The sequence below is a fragment of the Rhodanobacter sp. Root480 genome (genome assembly GCF_001426645.1).
Classification (GTDB): domain Bacteria; phylum Pseudomonadota; class Gammaproteobacteria; order Xanthomonadales; family Rhodanobacteraceae; genus Rhodanobacter; species Rhodanobacter ginsenosidimutans.
Genome location: NZ_LMEX01000002.1, coordinates 42,412 through 59,998 on the forward strand (window position 1 = coordinate 42,412; position 17,587 = coordinate 59,998).

At 65.8% G+C, this 17,587-nt stretch carries 18 protein-coding genes and 1 riboswitch; all 18 genes read right to left on the reverse strand.

Annotation, left to right across the window (positions count from 1 at the left end):
- Positions 1 to 2: 2 nt before the first annotated feature.
- The 18 genes from ASD22_RS07330 to nrdR all read right to left on the reverse strand — a co-directional run bounded on the left by ASD22_RS07330 (position 3) and on the right by nrdR (position 17,525).
- A complete protein-coding gene (locus ASD22_RS07330) occupies positions 3 to 1,316 on the reverse strand; it encodes an ABC transporter permease (RefSeq protein ID WP_056081195.1) in 1,314 nt (437 codons plus the stop codon).
- Between the two features lie 109 nt (positions 1,317 to 1,425).
- Positions 1,426 to 2,145 carry an ABC transporter ATP-binding protein gene (locus ASD22_RS07335; RefSeq protein ID WP_056081199.1) on the reverse strand — a complete coding sequence of 240 codons (720 nt, stop codon included), beginning with the start codon at positions 2,143 to 2,145 and terminating at the stop codon, positions 1,426 to 1,428.
- Positions 2,146 to 2,276: 131 nt separating this feature from the next.
- Positions 2,277 to 3,548 (reverse strand): efflux RND transporter periplasmic adaptor subunit, encoded by a 1,272-nt coding sequence (locus ASD22_RS07340; RefSeq protein WP_056081202.1) that lies wholly within the window; start codon positions 3,546 to 3,548, stop codon positions 2,277 to 2,279.
- Between the two features lie 313 nt (positions 3,549 to 3,861).
- Complete coding sequence (locus ASD22_RS07345; protein ID WP_056081205.1) at positions 3,862 to 4,434, reverse strand: hypothetical protein; 573 nt, start codon at positions 4,432 to 4,434, stop codon at positions 3,862 to 3,864.
- Between the two features lie 71 nt (positions 4,435 to 4,505).
- Entirely contained in the window at positions 4,506 to 4,712 is a 207-nt protein-coding gene (locus tag ASD22_RS07350) for a hemin uptake protein HemP (RefSeq protein WP_082520178.1), read from the reverse strand.
- A 90-nt stretch (positions 4,713 to 4,802) separates the two neighbouring features.
- Complete coding sequence (locus tag ASD22_RS07355; protein ID WP_056081208.1) at positions 4,803 to 5,777, reverse strand: aldo/keto reductase; 975 nt, start codon at positions 5,775 to 5,777, stop codon at positions 4,803 to 4,805.
- 130 nt (positions 5,778 to 5,907) lie between these two features.
- A complete protein-coding gene (locus ASD22_RS07360; protein WP_056081211.1) occupies positions 5,908 to 6,405 on the reverse strand; it encodes a hypothetical protein in 498 nt (165 codons plus the stop codon).
- A 222-nt stretch (positions 6,406 to 6,627) separates the two neighbouring features.
- Positions 6,628 to 7,488, reverse strand: coding sequence for a 4,5-DOPA dioxygenase extradiol (gene ygiD, locus ASD22_RS07365; protein WP_235577586.1), 861 nt, complete (start codon positions 7,486 to 7,488; stop codon positions 6,628 to 6,630).
- Between the two features lie 1,050 nt (positions 7,489 to 8,538).
- Positions 8,539 to 9,063, reverse strand: coding sequence for a phosphatidylglycerophosphatase A (locus tag ASD22_RS07370; RefSeq protein ID WP_056081215.1), 525 nt, complete (start codon positions 9,061 to 9,063; stop codon positions 8,539 to 8,541).
- Positions 9,060 to 10,028: a thiamine-phosphate kinase gene (thiL, locus tag ASD22_RS07375; protein WP_056081218.1), complete on the reverse strand. Its 969-nt coding sequence runs from the start codon at positions 10,026 to 10,028 to the stop codon at positions 9,060 to 9,062. Before thiL ends, ASD22_RS07370 begins: the two co-directional genes overlap by 4 nt.
- 133 nt (positions 10,029 to 10,161) lie before the next feature.
- Entirely contained in the window at positions 10,162 to 10,599 is a 438-nt protein-coding gene (gene nusB / locus ASD22_RS07380; protein WP_056081220.1) for a transcription antitermination factor NusB, read from the reverse strand.
- Entirely contained in the window at positions 10,596 to 11,060 is a 465-nt protein-coding gene (gene ribE, locus ASD22_RS07385) for a 6,7-dimethyl-8-ribityllumazine synthase (protein WP_056081223.1), read from the reverse strand. Before ribE ends, nusB begins: the two co-directional genes overlap by 4 nt.
- A 189-nt stretch (positions 11,061 to 11,249) precedes the next feature.
- Positions 11,250 to 12,170 carry a muramoyltetrapeptide carboxypeptidase gene (gene ldcA, locus ASD22_RS07390; RefSeq protein WP_056081226.1) on the reverse strand — a complete coding sequence of 307 codons (921 nt, stop codon included), beginning with the start codon at positions 12,168 to 12,170 and terminating at the stop codon, positions 11,250 to 11,252.
- A 199-nt stretch (positions 12,171 to 12,369) separates the two neighbouring features.
- A complete protein-coding gene (gene ribBA, locus ASD22_RS07395) occupies positions 12,370 to 13,461 on the reverse strand; it encodes a bifunctional 3,4-dihydroxy-2-butanone-4-phosphate synthase/GTP cyclohydrolase II (RefSeq protein ID WP_056081229.1) in 1,092 nt (363 codons plus the stop codon).
- Positions 13,462 to 13,606: 145 nt separating this feature from the next.
- The gene (locus ASD22_RS07400; protein ID WP_056081231.1) at positions 13,607 to 14,248 is read right to left on the reverse strand and encodes a riboflavin synthase; all 642 of its coding nucleotides are present in this window, start codon (positions 14,246 to 14,248) and stop codon (positions 13,607 to 13,609) included.
- Between the two features lie 130 nt (positions 14,249 to 14,378).
- Positions 14,379 to 14,547: riboswitch (FMN riboswitch) on the reverse strand.
- A 166-nt stretch (positions 14,548 to 14,713) separates the two neighbouring features.
- On the reverse strand, positions 14,714 to 15,739 hold the full coding sequence (locus ASD22_RS07405; protein ID WP_056081235.1) for a Gfo/Idh/MocA family oxidoreductase: 1,026 nt from the start codon (positions 15,737 to 15,739) through the stop codon (positions 14,714 to 14,716).
- 46 nt (positions 15,740 to 15,785) lie between these two features.
- Positions 15,786 to 16,898, reverse strand: coding sequence for a bifunctional diaminohydroxyphosphoribosylaminopyrimidine deaminase/5-amino-6-(5-phosphoribosylamino)uracil reductase RibD (ribD, locus tag ASD22_RS07410; protein WP_343123424.1), 1,113 nt, complete (start codon positions 16,896 to 16,898; stop codon positions 15,786 to 15,788).
- Between the two features lie 120 nt (positions 16,899 to 17,018).
- On the reverse strand, positions 17,019 to 17,525 hold the full coding sequence (gene nrdR / locus ASD22_RS07415; protein WP_056081238.1) for a transcriptional regulator NrdR: 507 nt from the start codon (positions 17,523 to 17,525) through the stop codon (positions 17,019 to 17,021).
- Positions 17,526 to 17,587: the final 62 nt, after the last annotated feature.

The following is a 17,587-nucleotide window of genomic DNA, read 5'->3' on the forward strand; positions in this document are numbered from 1 at the left end:
CTTCAGTTGGATTTCAGCTGCCACGCCGGCTGCACTTTCGCGGCGCGCCAGGTGGGATAGAAGGCCGCCAGCACGGTCGCCACGACCGCCACCAGCAAGGTCATCGCCACCAGCGACGCGTCGAGATGCGCCAGCCGGGCGATCTGCGGCTCGAACAGCAAGCCCACGCCGAACATGCCCAGCGCCGTCAGCAGCAGGCCGAGCACGCCGCCTGCCAGGCCCACGGTGGCTGCCTCGATCAGGAACTGGCGGTAGATCTCGCCACGCGGTGCGCCGAGTGCGCGGCGCACGCCGATCTCCGCCGCACGGCGCATGAACTTGGCCAGCAACAGACCGATGGTGTTGACCAGGCAGATCACGAAGAAGCCCAGCGCCACCATCAGCGAAATGCGACTCTCCGGCGGCACCACCTGCTTGTAGTCGAGCCAGTTGTTGACGTCGCGCAGGCGCACATTCGGCGCCCAATGGAAGCGGCCGGCACGCTGCTGCTCGGCGGCGTAGTGGGTGAGGAAATCGCGATAGGCGTTCGCAGCCGGCTGGTCGGCCAGCTCCACCCACATCGGTACCCACACGCACTCGCCATGCAACCAGGCATCGCGGCCGCTACCGAAATCCACGTTGCTCCCGCAATTGTTGCGCCCCGCGGTGTCCATCTCCACGTCGACCGCGCGGGCGAACGGCAGGTACACCTGCACTGGGTCGCCGAAGGCGTTGCCGCTGAACAAGTCGTAGAAACGCGGTTTGGGATCCCAGTGCGCCGTCACCCCGACGATGCGGTAGCTGTGTCGATCCAGGGTGATTTCGCGGCCCACGCTGTCGGCGCCGTTGAAAAGCTGCTGGTTGAGCGCGTGGCTGATCACCACCACCGCCGCGCGGCCCTCGTCGTCGCTGGCGCGCCACGCGCCACCAAATTCGAACGGCACCTCGAACATGCCGAAGAAGTCCGTGTTGGTGGCGTAACCGTGAGCGATGAAAGGCAGGCTCTGGTTGCCTTCCGGCAGCACCGACGGCGCCACCTCGAACAACAGCGTCTGGTGCGCGGCCTTGCGCGCGGCGACCAGCGCGGTAGCGTCGGTATAGGTAAGCGCCTCCGGCGGCTCACCCTTGTCGTTGTATTGCGGACCGCGGTTGTCGACCAGCACCGTATAGAGCTGGCCGGATTTGCCGGGTATCGGATCGCCCGACACCGCGCGAAACACCGACCAGGTGATCATCGACGCGGCCACGCCAAACCCGATCGCCATCACCATCAACGCCGTCAGCGCCGGGTTGCGGCGCAGGCTGCGAAGACCGAGTTGGAAGTAGTAGGCGAACATGCGTGGGTTCCGGGAATGGGGAATCGGGAATGGGGAATCGGAAAAGCGGCGGTCTCGCGAGCTTGCGCTCTCAACGATTCCCTATTCCCGATTCCCCATTCCCTGCTCTTCAGCCACGCACTTCGCCAGCGGCGACTTGCGCCGGGTGAAAGCGCGGGTCTTCCGACAACTCCACCACCTGGCCGTCGATGATGTGCACGTTGCGCTGGGCACGTGCGGCCAGCTCGGGGTCATGCGTGACCATCACGATGGTGGCGCCTTCGCGGTGGATGTCTTCCAGCAGCTCCAGCACGCTGCGCGCCATCTGCGTGTCCAGGTTGCCGGTGGGCTCATCCGCCAGCAGCAGGCGCGGCGAGCCAGCCAGGGCGCGGGCGATGGCCACGCGCTGCTGCTGGCCACCGGAGAGTTCGGCCGGGTAATGCTTGGCGCGCGAGGCCAGGCCCACGCGCTCCAGCGACTCCATGATCCGCTGCTTGCGCTCGGCCGCCTTCATGCCGCGGTAGCGCAGCGGCACCTCGATGTTGTCGAACACGTTGAGGTCGGGGATCAGGTTGAACGCCTGGAAGATGAAGCCGATCTTCTCGTTGCGGATCTTCGAGCGGGCGTTGTCGTTGAGATTGCTCACCTCGATGCCATCGAGGTGGTACTCGCCACCGCTGAAGGTTTCCAGCAGACCGGCGATGGTGAGGAAGGTGGTCTTGCCCGAACCGGACGGACCGGTAACGGCCACGAACTCGCCCTCCTTCACGTCGATGTTGAAATCGCGCAGCGCGTAAGTCTCCACCACTTCGGTGCGGTAGACCTTGGACAGGTGGGTCATTTTCAGCATGGTTGCGTCCCTTGGTGGTGGTGTCTTGGCTCCTCCCCCTGCGTGCAGGGGGAGGCTGGGAGGGGGTGCGGGCTTGCGGAAGAGCTACCCCACCCCAGCCCTCCCCTGCGAGCAGGGGAGGGAGAAAATCGTCAGTTACTGATCGCGACTGTCGTCGCACCCTTGAAGCTGTCGGTACCGGAAATCACGATGCGGTCGCCTTCCTTCAGGCCTTCGAGGATTTCCACTTTGTCGATGCTGGAGGCGCCCACGCGGATCGGAGTCTTGGTGGCGATGTCGTCGCGCACCAGATAGGCGTAGCTGCCGCCGGATTCGTCCACGAACGAGCCGCGCTGCACGGTCAGCACGTTGTCGCGCTTGTCCAGCAGCACGCGCACGGACAGGCGCTGGTTCTGCCGCAACTGTTTGGGCGTATCGCCGGCGAAGCGCAGCCGCGCGGCCACTTGGCCGTTGACCACCTCGGGCGAGATCGCGCTGACCAAACCTTTCCAGGTATGGCCATTGCCGCTGATCTCGCCAGCCATGCCAATGCCCAGATCGCGGGCAAAGCTTTCCGGCACCTGCATTTCCACCTGCAGCGCGGACAGGTCGATGACGCTGAGCAGTTGCGCGTCCTTGGCCACGGTGGCGCGCTCGGCGATGAACAGCTGGCCGACCTGCCCGTCCACCGGTGATTTCACGTTGAGGTCGTCGACCTGGCGCTGCAGATCCTTCACCAGCAGCAACTGGCGCTCGTGCGCCAGCTTCTTCGACTGGATGTCGAAGTTGAGGCTGGCGTTGTCCATGCCCAGGTCGGCCTTGGCGTGCTGCAGCGTGATCTGCGCCTTGTGCAGGGCGTCCTTGGCACGGTCCACGTCCATGCCGGGCACCGCGCCCTTGCCGAATGCCTTCTGGTTGCGATCGAGATCGCGCGCGGCGGCCTGCTCGTCGATCTTGGCGTTGTCAAACGCCTTCTGCAGTTCGCCGCGCTGCTTGCGCGCATCGATCTGGGCGCGCTGGTAATCCACCTCCATCGCGTCGGCGTTGCTCTGCTCCTGCGCCAGCTTGTTGGTCAGCTCGGGGCTCACGATGGTGGCCAGCACCTGGCCCTCCTTCACCGTATCGCCCGCGTGCACCTTCAACGTCACCGCGCCGCCGGAGGTGGCGTACAGCGTGGGGCTCACCGCCGCCACCACCTTGCCCTCGGCCGCGATGTCGCGCACGAACGGCCCGCGCTCCACCGTGGCGAACGACAGCCGCGAGCTGCTGACCGACGCGGACGCGGAAAACATGCGCCCGATCCCCGGCGCCAACCAAACCAGCAGGGCCAGCACAGCCACGCCAACGCCCGCCAGAATCACCCGTCGCCGACGGTTGGGTTTGACCTCGACCATGCGGTCTTGCGCGGAGGTATCACGAATCATCTTGCCCTTCCCGACCGCGGACAGCGCGGTTGCGAAGGGATGATTGCAAACGCTGTGCCAGCAGTACCCGGTACTGATTTGGCCTACCAATCAGTCAGTTGGATCACAGCTGCGGAAAGGTTCCAGTGTCCGCGGACAATGGGGCGGACAGGCGGACAGCCAAGGCGCCCTCATCCGCCTTCGGCACCTTCTCCCGCGAAGCGGGAGAAGGAAACGGCAAAAGCTCGCGGCGCAAGCCCGCGACGCGGTAGGGCGGGATGCCCCCTTCTCCCGCTTGCGGGAGAAGGTGCCGAAGGCGGATGAGGGCGCTCTTCTAAACCCTCGCCACCCGCTGCAGCGGTAACGCCTCGGCCAGCGCCACCTGTGCGGCCAGCCGCTGCCCCACCAGCGACACGACGGACGCGGGGCAGGCATCGAACACCTTGAAACACGCCTGCGGCCACCAGCGAAAACCGCACAGCCGGGCGCTGGCCGGTCGAAATCGGCGCGACGCACGCCACGACGCGGCCGCAGGCACGCCCTCGCCCGCCGCCAGCAACCGGTCCCAGGCGAGATAGTCGGTATCCGGCAACAGATGCAACCGAGCCTGGGTGGCGCCGCGCACATCCACGCATTCGATCCATTCGCGCGGGCCTTCCGTGGTCACTTCGCCCACTTCCGCCAGCCAGTGCGTGCGCAACAACGGTTGCAGATCAGCCGAACCCAGCAGCCAGCCAGGCGGTGACCGGGTGTCGGCGCACTCGCCCGGCAGGTACAACACGCAGCCGAGGGCCGGCAGCCGGTGCATCAACTCCAGCGGCGTGAGCCGCCGCCAGCGCCGGGTGACGTGGGTGGGTGCGGGGTGATAGCCCAGACATTGCAAGATGGAAAATGGACGGCCAAACATGGATCACCTCGACGGTGGCCCGGCTGGCGCATGCGCACTGGCTGAGGCGTGGAAACTGGGGGTGGCGCGAGCTACTTGGTGAGGATCAACTTGTCGTTGCGCGTGAGGCGCAAGTGGTATTCGTTGCCCTGGTGCTGGATCACCAGCTCACGCGCGCCATCGAGCAGCGCGAGGCTGTTGACGCGGCGCACCGCACTGGTGGTCATCGACAGCGGGCGTCGACGTGATTCGCCGATGGAAACGACGGGGGACGACAACAACTGGGAGGAAGGCGACATCGGGAGCTCCAGCGCGGCGACGGTTTAAAGATGATAATGATTCTCATTAACCTGTCAACCGTACCGCAGCGAAGCTCACGGAAATCCCGCTCAGCCCGCCATCGCCTGCTCGATCCGCTGCGCCACGGCGGCATCCAGCCGCGGCAGCACGTCCATCGCGCCCAGGTTGTGCTCCAGCTGCTCCAGCCGGCTGGCGCCCAGCATCACGGTGGACACGTGCGGGTTCAGCAGGCACCACGCCAGGGCCAGTTGCACCTGGCTCACGCCCAGGTCGTCGGCGATCGTCTTCAGCGCGCGCACCTTGCCGATGCGCTTGTCCAGGCCATCGCCCAGCAGGCTGTCGCGCAGCCATTCGTAACCTTCCTGTGCCAGCCGCGAATCCGGCGGCACGCCGTTGTTGTACTTGCCGCTGAGCAGGCCGGACGCCAGCGGCGACCAGATGGTGGTGCCCATGCCGTAAGCCTCGTACAGCGGCGCGTATTCCACCTCCACCCGCTGGCGATGCAGCAGGTTGTATTCGGGCTGCTCCATCACCGGCGCGTACATGTGGTTTTCGCGAGCCACGCGATGCGCCGCGTGGATTTCCTCGGCCGACCATTCGCTGGTGCCCCAGTACAGCACCTTGCCCTGGCGGATCAGCGTATCCATCGCCGCCACGGTTTCCTCCATCGGCGTTTCCGGATCGGCGCGATGGCAGAAATACAGGTCCAGGTAATCCACCCGCAACCGCTGCATTGCCTGGTGGCAGGCTTCGATCACGTGCTTGCGCGACAGCCCGCGCTGGGTCGGCAGCGGGTTCGCGGCCGAGCCGAAAAACACCTTGCTGGAGACACAGTAGCTGTCGCGCGGAAAACGCAGGTCGGCCAGCACGTCGCCCATCACTTCCTCTGCCACGCCGTGGTTGTAGATCTCGGCGTTGTCGAAAAAATTCACCCCGCGCGCGTGCGCCAGCGCCAGCAACTCGCGCGCCTGCGTGCGGTCCACCTGCTTCCCGAACGTCACCCACGCGCCAAACGACAATGCGGAAAGCTGCAGGCCGGATTTGCCAAGGCGACGGTATTGCATGGGCGTTTCTCCATGGGTCGGGTGAGTTAGCGCGCCGCAGCTAGCTGCGGCGACGAACTGCCGACATTACCTCAGCTGACCTCAGCGCCGCGAGAAAGTGGGAAAAGCGCAGGGTGCGTTCCCCGCGCCTTCAGGTCGACGGTCGCTTGTACGTGGTCACCTGCGTCCACAGCGCCCGCGTCAGGGCAAGCACCTCCTCGCGGCTCAGCTCGGTTTCGGCGCCGATGAACACCTCCATCATCACGCCACGCTCAGCCACCACCACCTGCCGAAGGGATTGGGACGGATCGCTGCCGAAACCCAGCGCCACTTCGGCCAAGTCGCCCAATGCAGGCGACCCCGCGTTGCCGTAAGTCTGCGCGGCCTCGGCCAGGATCAGGCGCACGGATTGATCAAACTGGCGCGAACCGCCCGCCGCGGCACGCGTGAGAAGCCCGACCTGGATGCGCCCGCCGCTACCGTCGCCGTCGTCGACATGGAACTCGCAGGTACCCGGTCCGCGCTCGGTGATCGGCACGCCATGCAGCGCTGAAGTCGCCGCCTCCAGCATCAGCGCGCAAACGTCGACGGTCTTCTCCGACGCCACCCGATGATTGCAGCCGGCCAGCAGCAACAGCGGGAGAACCATCAGTACGTGGCGTGACCGATGAAAGGCCCGAGACCACGCCTTCCCCGCCCGCACGGAAACCGGGCCCGGAAAGAATCCGCCCCCATGAGTGTCTGCAGCATGCATCGGTCTATCCCCTGTCGATGATCAAGCGGCTCAAGCGTCTTGCGGACCATACGCGACAACCGGGGGCGCCGGAATGTGCATGCCCCTCCCCCAGCAACGCCCGCACCCGCACAACCGCTAGATATTGGTCCCGTCGGACGGCGCCTCGCTGCCCAGAGGCGATGCCCCGGGCAAACCCGCCGCGGCAGGCGGGCACGGCACGCCCACGCCAAACGACGTCATCGACAGCGAGCCATAGGCGTAACCATCCACCAGCACCTTCGGCGTGTCCCCGGTGGCCGCGCTGAACCCGGCGATGTACAGCAGCGGCAGGAAATGCTCCGGCGTGGGCGCCACGCGGCTGAAGTCGCGATGCGACACCAGTTGCGCCGCATCCGCGGGCCTGTCCGTCATCACGTCGATCGCCTCCTCGCTGAACGGCCGCACCCAGTCGAAACCCAGGTCGGGCGAGCGGCCGTCCATCGCGCGCAGGTTGTGCACCACGTTGCCACTACCCATCAACAGCACCCCACGCTGGCGCAGCGCCGCCAGCCGAATGCCCAGCTCCATGTGATAACGCGCGGGCTCGGCGGCGTTGATCGACAACTGCACCACCGGCACGTTCGCATCCGGAAACGCATGCACAAGCACCGACCAGGTGCCGTGATCCAGCCCCCAGCTGTCCGCATCCGCGCCCACATAATCGGGCTTCGCCACCTCCGCCACTTCCTCGGCCAGCTCCGGCAAGCCGGGCGCCGGGTAATCCACATCGAACAGCGCCTGCGGAAAGCCGTAGAAATCGTGGATCGTCTTCGGCCGCGCCATCGCCGTCACCGCCGTGGCGTTGACGTACCAATGCGCCGACACCATCAGGATCGCCCGCGGCTTCGGCACCGATGCGCCGAACGCACGCCATGCCTCCGTATAGCGGTTGCGCTCCAGCGCATTCATCGGACTGCCGTGGCCGATGAACGCGGCGGGCATGATGGGCGTGGGCATGGCTCATCCTCGGGCGACGATGGCTGAAGCTTACGCCTCCCAGTCTGATTTGGCCGATGTGGTTTTCGGGCGAAGCCGGTGCCGCGCCGAATGGCACTTACCTAAGCGAAGGACCTTTTTTCTCGTCATTCCTGCGAAGGCAGGAATCCAGTGACTCGGGCCTTCCGCGAGCCGCCAAAGGGGACAAAAGGGGGAATGTCCATTTACCGACGAAAATGACCTCTAATAAATGAACCCAACCCCTTCCCCGGTCGGCGGGACAGTTGTGTTCACGCCTAACACCGGAGTTAAGCTGCGCGCTTCTTTTCGCGTGTCGGCTTGGGCGAGTGGTTAGCACGGGTATGCTGATCTATCAGCCACCGCATAGTGCCGAACAACCAGTACGCCAATAGCAACGTAATGCACGATACGCAAAAAAAGCTAAACCAAAAAGCGATCGGAGTAAGCGGTAACGAGACCAAATGCTCATAACTATGATGAAATTTCCCGTTAGCATCGAGTAAATTTACGCCACAAGAGTACCGTCGCCTAGAAAAGCATCTTATATAGCCGTTAGAGAGTGAATGGTACGAATAGGAAATAGTAAGCGACATGTACAATAAGGCTTGAAAGACTATGAACGCTGCGCCACGTTGCGTGGTCGGGCGCAGTTTATTGCTCGGTGCCCACTGTTCAATAATCCAGGCAACGAGTAAGGTCGAAAACAAAATTGCCAGAATTCCAAATAAGCTGACATGATATTCGGCGCGATGACCTATGTAGTGGAAATAAAGATAGGAAATCTTTGCGATTTCTTGTGTTGGGTCCATGGATTCATATGCTAACGCTTAGTTAATCTCAACACACGCTGTAATCTTGGAGCTAAACCAGCCTCGGAAGCGCTTATCTCGACCACGTGCCCCGCAAAATCAGGTAGTTGGCCACTATGACGCAATCTAATCCTTCTACCTATCCCGGCATGTCGACAAATGGGCTCCGCGCATCAACCCCACCGTCAAACGTTGATCCGGTCGCATGCACGCTTCCCCAGCGAGCGACTTCGGCGAGCACTCACCCCAATCCCCACACCCCTACGCCCAGCACCACCGCCGCAAACACCCCCGCGATCACGTCATCGATCATCACCCCGAACCCGCCCTTCACCCGCCGGTCCAGCCAGCGGATGGGCCAGGGTTTCCACACGTCGAACAAGCGGAACAGCGCGAAGGCGGCGAGGGGCATCCACCAAGCCAGGCCGGTGGGCGGCAGCAGGGTGGCGATGCCCAGTGGCAGCAGGGCGATCCATTGGCCGATGAATTCGTCCCAGACCAGGCTGCGGTGGTCGTCCACGCCCAGGGCGCGGCCGGCGATGGTGCAGGCCCCTACGCCGATGGCGAAGCCGATGGCCAGCACGGCGATGTAAAGCCACAACGGCAGCTGGCGCAGGGCCAGCCAGGGGATGAAGGCGGCGACCGAGCCGAAGGTGCCTTGGGCGATGGGTGCCAGGCCGGAGCCGAAGCCGCAGGCCAGCCAGCCGGCGGGAGTGGCTAGCAGGGCGCGGCGCTGGTCGCGGCTGAGGGTCTTTTTGGCGCTCATGCGAAATGCTCCCAGCCCTTCATGGTGACAGTGAGAGGGCTGCCATCGACGGCGCGCACGCGCACGTCGTGACCTTCGACGATGCGGCCGATGCGGGTCACGGGGCAGCCGGTTTCGGCCAGCGCCGCCAGTGCGGCCGCCAGCCGCTGCGGCGGCACGGTGAAGCAGAGTTCGTAGTTGTCGCCGCCGCTCAGCGCCAGTTGTATGGATTCGTCTTCGCCATGCAGTTCACGCAGCGCGGGCGAGCGCGGCAGTTGTGCCGCCTCCAGTTCCGCGCCCACGCCGCTGGCGCTGCAGATATGGCCGAGGTCGGCCAGCAAGCCGTCGGAAATATCCACGCAGGCACTGGCCAGCCCGCGCAGGGCGATACCGGCGGCCACGCGCGGCTCGGGGCGGGTCAAGCGTTCGATCAGGGATTGGCGGAGAGTGGCCTGGTGCACGTTGTCGTGCGGCGGTTCGCGCAAGGCGTACAAGCCGGCCAGCGCATCGCCCAATGTGCCGGTAACCAGCACCTCGTCACCCACCTGCGCACCGGCGCGGGTCAGCGCCTGGCCCGGCGGCACGAAGCCGTGCACGGCTACGCTGATGCAAAGCGGCCCGCCGGTGGTATCACCGCCAACCAGGGCCAGCCGGTGCGGCTGCGCCAGTTGCGCGAAACCTTCAGCGAAACCGTCCACGAAGGCCGCGTCAGCCTTGGGCAAGGTCAGCGCCAGCAAGGCCCAGGCGGGCGTGGCGCCCATCGCGGCGAGATCGGAAAGATTGACCGCCAGCGCCTTCCAGCCCAGGTCGGCCGGTGCGGTGCCGGGCAGGAAATGCGTGCCTTCCACCATGGTGTCGATGGCCACCACCAACTCCTGCCCCGCCGGAACCGCCAGCACGGCGGCGTCGTCACCGATGCCCAGGCGCACGTCGTCGCGTGGCTGGGCGGTGAGTTCGCGGATGCGATCGATCAGCCGGAATTCCATCGGGGCCCTTTGTGTTTTTTGTAGGAGCGGCTTCAGCCGCGATGCTTTTTGGCCGGGAATCGGGAATCGGGAATCGGGAATCGCGAAAAGCGTCGCGGCTGAAGCCGCTCCTACAGGTGTTTTGCGGGTGGGGTCAGCCGCGCTTCTCGACCGCGCGCAGTTCGCTGGCGAGTTTGTCCAGCACGCCGTTGACGTAGCTGTGGCCGTGGTCGGCACCGAAGCGCTTGGTGACTTCGATAGCCTCGTTGATCACCACGCGGTACGGCACGTCGGGGCGGAATTTCAGCTCGTAGGCGGCCAGGCGCAGCGCGGCGCGTTCGATCGGATCGATCTGGGCGACTTCGCGGTCGATGTGCGGGCGCAGGCTTTCGTCGAGCGCATCGACGTTGGTTTCCACGCCGTGCAGCAGGTCTTCGAAGTATTCCAGGTCGGCAATCTCCATGTCCTGCTCGTGGCGGAACTGGTCGATCACCGCGTTCATGTGGCTGCCGCTCAACTGCCACGCATACAGTGCCTGCAGCGCGCGGCGGCGGGCGCGCGAGCGCGCCTGCATGTCGATGCCCTGGTTCATGCCAGCTTGCCGTACAGGTTGGCCATTTCCAGCGCGGCCATGGCCGCGTCGGCGCCCTTGTTGCCGGCCTTGGTGCCGGAACGCTCGATCGCCTGCTCGATGCTGTCGGTGGTGAGCACGCCGAACGCCACCGGCACGCCGGAGGCGTAGGCCGCCTGCGCCAGGCCCTTGGCGCATTCGCCGGCCACATAGTCGAAATGCGGGGTGGAACCGCGGATCACCGCACCCAGCGCGATCACCGCCGTGTACTTGCCGCTGTTGGCCAGCTTGTGCGCGGCCAGCGCGATCTCCCAGGCGCCGGGGACGCGAACCAGGTCGATCGCATCGTCCGCCACGCCGTGGCGCACCAGCGCGTCGCGCGCACCGGCCACCAGCGGTTCGACGACAAAGCCGTTGAAGCGGCCGGCGACGATGACAAAGCGGCCTTTGGGCGTGGCGAAATCGCCTTCGATGATCTTCATTGCGGATTCCTTGGGTGGGCACAGCCCATGCTGGCCGGTCATTTTACGGGTTTGGGGCTTCGCCTGCTCTCTTTGCTCCCTCCCCTGCTTGCAGGGGAGGGTTGGGGTGGGGTCGCTTTTGATCTTGGAAAGTCAAAAGCTAACCCCCTCCCAACCTCCCCCTGCAAGCAGGGGGAGGAGTAAAGAGCTTCAGGTCAGGTGGGGATAACCGCTGAAACTCAGGCTGGCCTCGCCGCCGCCCACGCGCAGCCGTGCCGGCGCGCCGAAGGGCAGCGTGAACTTGTCCGGTTCGTGGCCGGTGGGCAGGCCATCGATCACCGGGATGCCGCAGGCGGCGCGGATCTGCTCGAAGCTGTGCTGCAGGCCGTAGCCGTTGTCGTAGGCGCTGCCGCGGCACTGGCTGAAATCGCCCAGCAGCAGCGCGCGCTGGCGCCCCAACACACCGGACAGGTGCAGTTGGTACAGCAGCCGCTCGATCCGGAACGGCGGCTCGCCCACGTCCTCCACGAACAGGATGCCGCCCTCGATGGCGGGGAAATACGGCGTGCCGATCAGGCTGCACAGCACGGCCAGGTTACCGCCCCACAGCGGGCCTTCGACCTCAGCTTCCGTTGCGGCCCTGGTGCGCCATGCGACCTCGGTCGCCGGCGAGCGCGCTGTCTGCCAGAAGTGTTGCCAGGTGAAGTCGCTCAAGGCTTCCGCGCCGAAATCCGCGCCCAGCATCGGGCCGCTGAAGGTGCACAGCCCGCTTTTTGCATGCAATGCCAATTGCAGCGCGGTGAAATCGCTGTAGCCGACCAGCATGGTGTTGCTGCCGCTCAGCCGTTCGCGCAAGGCGTCGTAATGCAGATCGGCCAGCAACCGCGTGGCGCCGTAACCGCCGCGGATGGCCAGCGCGATGTCCGGCAGTGCATCCAGCGTGGCCAGCGCATTGATATCGGCCGCCCGCTGGGCGTCGCTGCCGGCGTAGCGCTGCTCGCTGCGGTCAAGCACGTCCAGCGCATCCACGACGCAACCGGCCTCGCGCAGCCGTTCCACGCCGCGCGTCATGGCGGCGCGATCGTGCGGATAGCCGGAAGGGGCGATCAGGCGGATGCGGGTTTCGGGCATGGGCTTGGGTTCGGTTGGCGACAGTCGATTATGCGGGGATGGGGTGGCGGTTGCAGGGCGGAGACGGGCGCGATGCGGTGATTTTCTGTAGGAGCGGCTTCAGCCGCGACGCTCTTGGCTTCACCGAATCCCGAATCCCGAATCCCGAATCCCGTAAAAGCGTCGCGGCTGAAGCCGCTCCTACACGGGCGGGTGCGAGTCAAACGTACTCGACCACCTCCAGATCGAAACCGCCCAGGCCCACCAGCTTGCGCGGGGTGCCGAGCACGCGCAGGCGGTGCACGCCCAGGTCGGACAGGATCTGCGCGCCAAGGCCCAGCTGGCGCCATTCCTGCTGGGTGTCGCGGCGGCGGTTTTCCGTTTGCGGCTGGCGTTGCAGCCCAGCCAGCAGGGCATCGGGGCTGTCGTCGCCCGACAGCACCAGCAGCACGCCGCGATCCTCGTCGGCGATGCGGCGCAGGGCTTCGGTCACGGTGATGCCAAGATCGTCGCGTTGCAGGTGCAGCACGTCGGACAAGGTGTTGCGCACATGCACGCGCGACAGCACCGGCGCGCCGTCGTCCACCGTGCCGCGCACCAGGGCGAAGTGCAGGCCTTTGCGGATCACGTCGCGATACGCGACCAGCCGGAACGCGCCGAACTCGGTCTGCACGTCTTCCTCGTGCACGCGCTGCACGGTCTTCTCGGTTTCCAGCCGGTGGCGGATGAGGTCGGCAATGGAGCCGATCTTCAACCCGTGCTTGCGCGCGAAAACCTCCAGCTCCGGTCGGCGCGCCATCGAGCCGTCCTCATGCAGGATCTCGATCAGCACCGCCGCCGGCTCCAGCCCCGCCAGCGCCGCCAGGTCGCAACCGGCTTCGGTGTGACCGGCGCGGCTCAGCACGCCACCCGGCAGCGCGGTGAGCGGAAAGATGTGCCCGGGCTGGGTCAGGTCCTGCGGCTTCGCATCCGCCTTCGCGGCCACCTGGATGGTGCGCGCGCGGTCGTGGGCGGAGATGCCGGTGGTGACGCCTTCGGCCGCCTCGATCGAGACGGTGAAGTTGGTGTGGTAGGCCGAGGTGTTGTCGCTGACCATCGGCTTCAGGCCCAACTGGCGCGTGCGCTGCTCGGTGAGCGTGACGCAGACCAGGCCGCGCGCCTCGCGCACCATGAAGTTGATGTCTTCGGGGCGCACTTTCTCGGCGGCCATGATCAGGTCGCCCTCGTTCTCGCGGTCTTCGTCGTCGACGATGACGACCATGCGGCCGGCGCGGATGTCTTCGAGGATTTCGGGGATGGTGTTGAAGGGCATGGGTGTATCCGTTTTGGCGGTTCCCTTCTCCCGATGGGAGAAGGTGCCCCGAAGGGGCGGATGAGGGTTCGGGCGGAGCGAAAGCGCTGCGCTCCGCCCGAACCCTCACCCCAACCCCTCTCCCAGGGGGAGAGGGGCTTCAGGATCAGGCGAAACCGTTCTGCTTCAAAAACGCCTCATCCAGCTTCGGCGCCTCGCCGCTGGACAGCAGCCGTTCGATGTAGCGCGCCACCACATCCACCTCGATGTTCACCGCATCGCCCACGCGGCGGGCGTGGAAGGCGGTGTGCTCGACGGTGTGCGGGATCAGGTTGACGCCGAAGCGATGGCCCGACACTTCGTTGACGGTGAGGCTGGTGCCGTCGATGCAGACCGAGCCCTTGGCGGCGATATAGCGCGACAGGCTGGCGGGCACTTCGAAGGTCCAGCGCTGCGAGCGGCCATCGGGCGTGACCGACACCACCTTGCCCAGCCCGTCGACGTGGCCGGACACCATGTGGCCGCCCAAACGGTCGGCGAGGCGCAAGGCCTTTTCCAGGTTCACCGGATCGCCGGCTTTCAATTTTCCGAGAGAAGTCAGCGACAGCGTTTCGTTGGAGACGTCCGCCGCGAAACCGCGCGCTTCCAGCGTGACCGCCGTGAGGCAGACACCGGAGACGGCGATGGAATCGCCCAGTTGCACGTCGCGGAGATCGAGGTCGGCGGTATCGACATGAAGCCGCACGTCGCCGCCACGCGGTTCGAGCCGCGCGATGCGGCCCACGCATTGGATGATGCCGGTAAACATCAGCGCACCTCCGGCGGGAGGGCGAGGCGATGCCGTGACTGAACGATTTTCATGAAACGTTTCCCGCGTCGAAAAAAGCGAAAAACGCCTCAAGGCATGAGGCCTGACGCACGCCGCGAAGCGTGTGCCGTGCCGTCTTCTCTTTATCCGGACTTTGAGGATGCGGTTGCCCGCATCCAACCGTCGGCTCCGGAGTCTGACCGGATCTGCTGACCTTCCAGTGGGACTGGAAGCGCTCGCGGGCTCGCCTCGAAAGGCCTACCGCCGGTGGGGAATTTCGCCCCGCCCTGAAGACGTCGTACTGCCGGCCGAAGCCGGATGCGGCAGTCTAGCACCATCGCCGGCAGGCCCCTGCGCTTTCTGGCCTTCTGTGGGAGCGACTTCAGTCGCGATGCCTTTGTTTCAGCATCCCGAATAAGAGCATCGCGACTGAAGTCGCTCCTACAGAAGGCGGCGCGTGCTGCGCTACAGCCCGATCTGCTGCCCCGTGGCGCGCCGGTAATCGCGCAGCACCTGATCCATCACCCACGTGGTGCGCACGCCGCTGGCGGCAAGGTCCGGGCAGACGGCTGGTTGGCCGTGGAGCTCGGCCACCAGGGTTTCGATCAGCGGCTGCTGGATGGTGCGCGGGTTCTCGATGTGGAACTCGCGCACGCCGGCGGCATTCTCCAGCCGGATCGGACCGTCGCCGAAGGTGGCGAAGGAAAGCCGGCCCGCATCGCCCGTCACCTCGGTGAGGTCGTGCCGCTGCAGCGCGTCGAAATTCCACAAGCCGGTACCGACCATGCCGTTGCCGAACGCGAACGCCATCGCCACGCTGTCCTCAGCCGGATAGCTGCCGCGCTGGTTGCTGGCGTGGCCACTGACGCGGGTGATGGGGCCGAACAGCCAGTCCAGGATGTTCAGCGTGTGGCAACCGATGTCCACGAACAGTCCGCCGCCGGAAATCGCCGGGTTCACATGCCAGTGCGGCGACTGCGGACCGTCGTAGCGCGGGTTGTGCGAGGCGGTATGCACGCAATGCACCGAGCGCGGCGTGCCGATGGCGCGCTCGTCGAACAGCAACTCGCGCACCTTGTGGAAGCGCGGCAGCATGCGCCGGTAATAGGCCACGAACACCGGCACGTTGGCGGCACGGCCGGCAGCCACGATGGCCTCGCACTCGGCCGTATCCATCGCGAAGGGCTTCTCCACGTAGACCGGCTTGCCCGCCGCGATGCTCATCAGCGCGTAGTGCTTGTGCGATGACGGCGGCGTGGCGACATAGACCGCATCCACGTCGGGATCGTCGACCAGCGCCTGGCCATCGTCATACCACTTCGCCACGCCATGGCGCTGCGCGTAATCGCGCGCCTTGTCGCCGTCGCGGCGCATCACCGCCACCAGCGCGGACCCTTCCACCTTCTGGAAGGCCGGACCGCTTTTCACCTCGGTCACATCGCCGCAACCGATGATGCCCCAGCGGATGGTTTTCGGGTTGGCACTGCTCATGGCGATGGGCTCCTTGTGTGACGAACGGCCGCGGGACTTCGGCGGCTCACGCGGGGCGCAGGCGCAAGCGGATGTCCGCGCCGAGCATGCGCTGGTCCAGCAACTGCAGCGACCAGCGTGAGGCCATGTCGGTCAGCCCCGGCAGGTTCATCAGGGGCGCGGCTTCGCTGCCCAGCAGCACCGGTGCGATGTACAACAACAGCTCGTCCACCAGGCCGGCGGCGAACAATGCGCCGCACAGGGTCGGGCCAGCTTCGACGTGAATTTCGTTGCAATCGCGGCCGGCCAGCAGGGCCAGCACGGCATGCAGGTCGAGTGCGTCGCCCTGCTCCGGCACGCTGACGTATTCGACATGGTTGGAACGCGTTGCAGCGGGCGTTGCGTTCGCCGCGTGCAGCAGCAGAGTGGGGGCTGAGCCATCCAGCACATGGCTGCCGGCGGGCGTGCGCAGATGGCGGTCGAGGATCACGCGCAGGGGCTTGAAGCCCTCTCCCCCGGCAGCGCCGGGGGAGAGGGAGTTTGAAGCCCGCCGTACGGTGAGCCGGGGGTTGTCGGCCAGCACGGTGCCGCTGCCGCTGAGGATCGCGGAGCTGCGTGCGCGCCAATGCTGCACGTCGGCGCGGGCAGCCTCACCGGTGATCCATTTGGAATCGCCATTGGCCAGCGCGGTGCGGCCATCCAGGCTCATCGCCAGCTTCACTCGCACGAATGGACGTCCACGCTCGATGCGGCTGAAAAAGCCGATGTTCAGTTCGCGCGCGGCATCGCGCATCAAGCCGGTTTCGACCGTGATGCCGGCGGCGCGCAGGCGCGCCACGCCGCGACCGTCCACCTGGTCGAAGGGATCTTCAGCCGCCACCACGACCCGCCCTACGCCGGCCGACACCAACGCGTCGGCGCATGGCGGCGTGCGGCCGTGGTGGGCGCAGGGTTCCAGCGTCACGTAGGCGGTGGCACCGCGGGCGCGTTCGCCCGCGTCACGCAGGGCGAAGACCTCGGCGTGGGGTTCGCCGGCGCGCTGGTGGAAGCCGGTGCCAAGCACGGTTTCACCGTCCGCGATCACGCATCCCACGCGTGGGTTGGGCGCCGTGGTGTACAGGCCGCACGCCGCGAGGCGCAAGGCGTGCGCCATGTGGGTGTGATCGGTTGCCGAAAACATCAGCCCATTCATCCGCATGTCAGCCGATCTGTGGGAGCGACTTCAGTCGCGATGCTCTTGATCTTTGCAGCAAAGGCATCGCGACTGAAGTCGCTCCCACAGGGAAAGCGCGGCCTCATGCTATTTGGGTTTGCCGCCGCCAAGCAGCGGCAACTGCAGATCGGACAAGCCCGGCAGATCGCGCTCCAGCTTCTCGATCTCTTCGCGAAACGCGTGCACGTCTTCGAACTTGCGATAGACCGAGGCAAAGCGCACGTACGCCACCTGGTCGAGATTCTTCAGCTCGCGCATCACCAACTCGCCCAGCTGGCGCGACGGGATCTCGCGCTCGCCGCTGCGGCGCAGGTCGTTGATGATGGTGCGCACGGCGCTGTCCACGTCATGGCTTGGCACCGGCCGCTTCTGCAGCGCGCGCTCGAAACTCACGCGCAACTTGCGCTCGTCGAACGTCTCGCGCCGCTCGCCACTCTTCACGATCGTCGGCAACTTCAACTCGGCCGTCTCGAACGTGTTGAATCGCTCACCGCACTGCGGACATTCGCGTCGCCGACGCACCGTGCTGCCGTCCTCGGTCAGCCGCGAATCGATCACCCGCGTGTCTTCGTGCTGGCAGAAGGGGCAGTGCATGGTTAGGGGAATCGGGAATGGAGAATGGGGAATGGGGAAAAGCAAAAGCGCCCGGGAAACCG

Bases quoted from the DNA above. Each gene is read 5' to 3' on its own strand.
- nusB (WP_056081220.1), bottom strand. From the start codon at position 10,599: ATGAACCAGGGCATCGACATGCAGGCGCGCTCGCGCGCCCGCCGCCGC.
- nrdR (WP_056081238.1), bottom strand. From the start codon at position 17,525: ATGCACTGCCCCTTCTGCCAGCACGAAGACACGCGGGTGATCGATTCG.
- ribBA (WP_056081229.1), bottom strand. From the start codon at position 13,461: ATGCCCTTCAACACCATCCCCGAAATCCTCGAAGACATCCGCGCCGGC.
- ASD22_RS07400 (WP_056081231.1), bottom strand. From the start codon at position 14,248: ATGTTTACCGGCATCATCCAATGCGTGGGCCGCATCGCGCGGCTCGAA.
- ASD22_RS07355 (WP_056081208.1), bottom strand. From the start codon at position 5,777: ATGCAATACCGTCGCCTTGGCAAATCCGGCCTGCAGCTTTCCGCATTG.
- ASD22_RS07405 (WP_056081235.1), bottom strand. From the start codon at position 15,739: ATGAGCAGTGCCAACCCGAAAACCATCCGCTGGGGCATCATCGGTTGC.
- ASD22_RS07330 (WP_056081195.1), bottom strand. From the start codon at position 1,316: ATGTTCGCCTACTACTTCCAACTCGGTCTTCGCAGCCTGCGCCGCAAC.
- thiL (WP_056081218.1), bottom strand. From the start codon at position 10,028: ATGGAATTCCGGCTGATCGATCGCATCCGCGAACTCACCGCCCAGCCA.
- ASD22_RS07345 (WP_056081205.1), bottom strand. From the start codon at position 4,434: ATGTTTGGCCGTCCATTTTCCATCTTGCAATGTCTGGGCTATCACCCC.
- ygiD (WP_235577586.1), bottom strand. From the start codon at position 7,488: ATGCCCACGCCCATCATGCCCGCCGCGTTCATCGGCCACGGCAGTCCG.
- ribE (WP_056081223.1), bottom strand. From the start codon at position 11,060: ATGAAGATCATCGAAGGCGATTTCGCCACGCCCAAAGGCCGCTTTGTC.
- ASD22_RS07340 (WP_056081202.1), bottom strand. From the start codon at position 3,548: ATGATTCGTGATACCTCCGCGCAAGACCGCATGGTCGAGGTCAAACCC.
- ASD22_RS07360 (WP_056081211.1), bottom strand. From the start codon at position 6,405: ATGGTTCTCCCGCTGTTGCTGCTGGCCGGCTGCAATCATCGGGTGGCG.
- ASD22_RS07370 (WP_056081215.1), bottom strand. From the start codon at position 9,063: ATGAGCGCCAAAAAGACCCTCAGCCGCGACCAGCGCCGCGCCCTGCTA.
- ASD22_RS07350 (WP_082520178.1), bottom strand. From the start codon at position 4,712: ATGTCGCCTTCCTCCCAGTTGTTGTCGTCCCCCGTCGTTTCCATCGGC.
- ldcA (WP_056081226.1), bottom strand. From the start codon at position 12,170: ATGCCCGAAACCCGCATCCGCCTGATCGCCCCTTCCGGCTATCCGCAC.
- ribD (WP_343123424.1), bottom strand. From the start codon at position 16,898: ATGTTTTCGGCAACCGATCACACCCACATGGCGCACGCCTTGCGCCTC.
- ASD22_RS07335 (WP_056081199.1), bottom strand. From the start codon at position 2,145: ATGCTGAAAATGACCCACCTGTCCAAGGTCTACCGCACCGAAGTGGTG.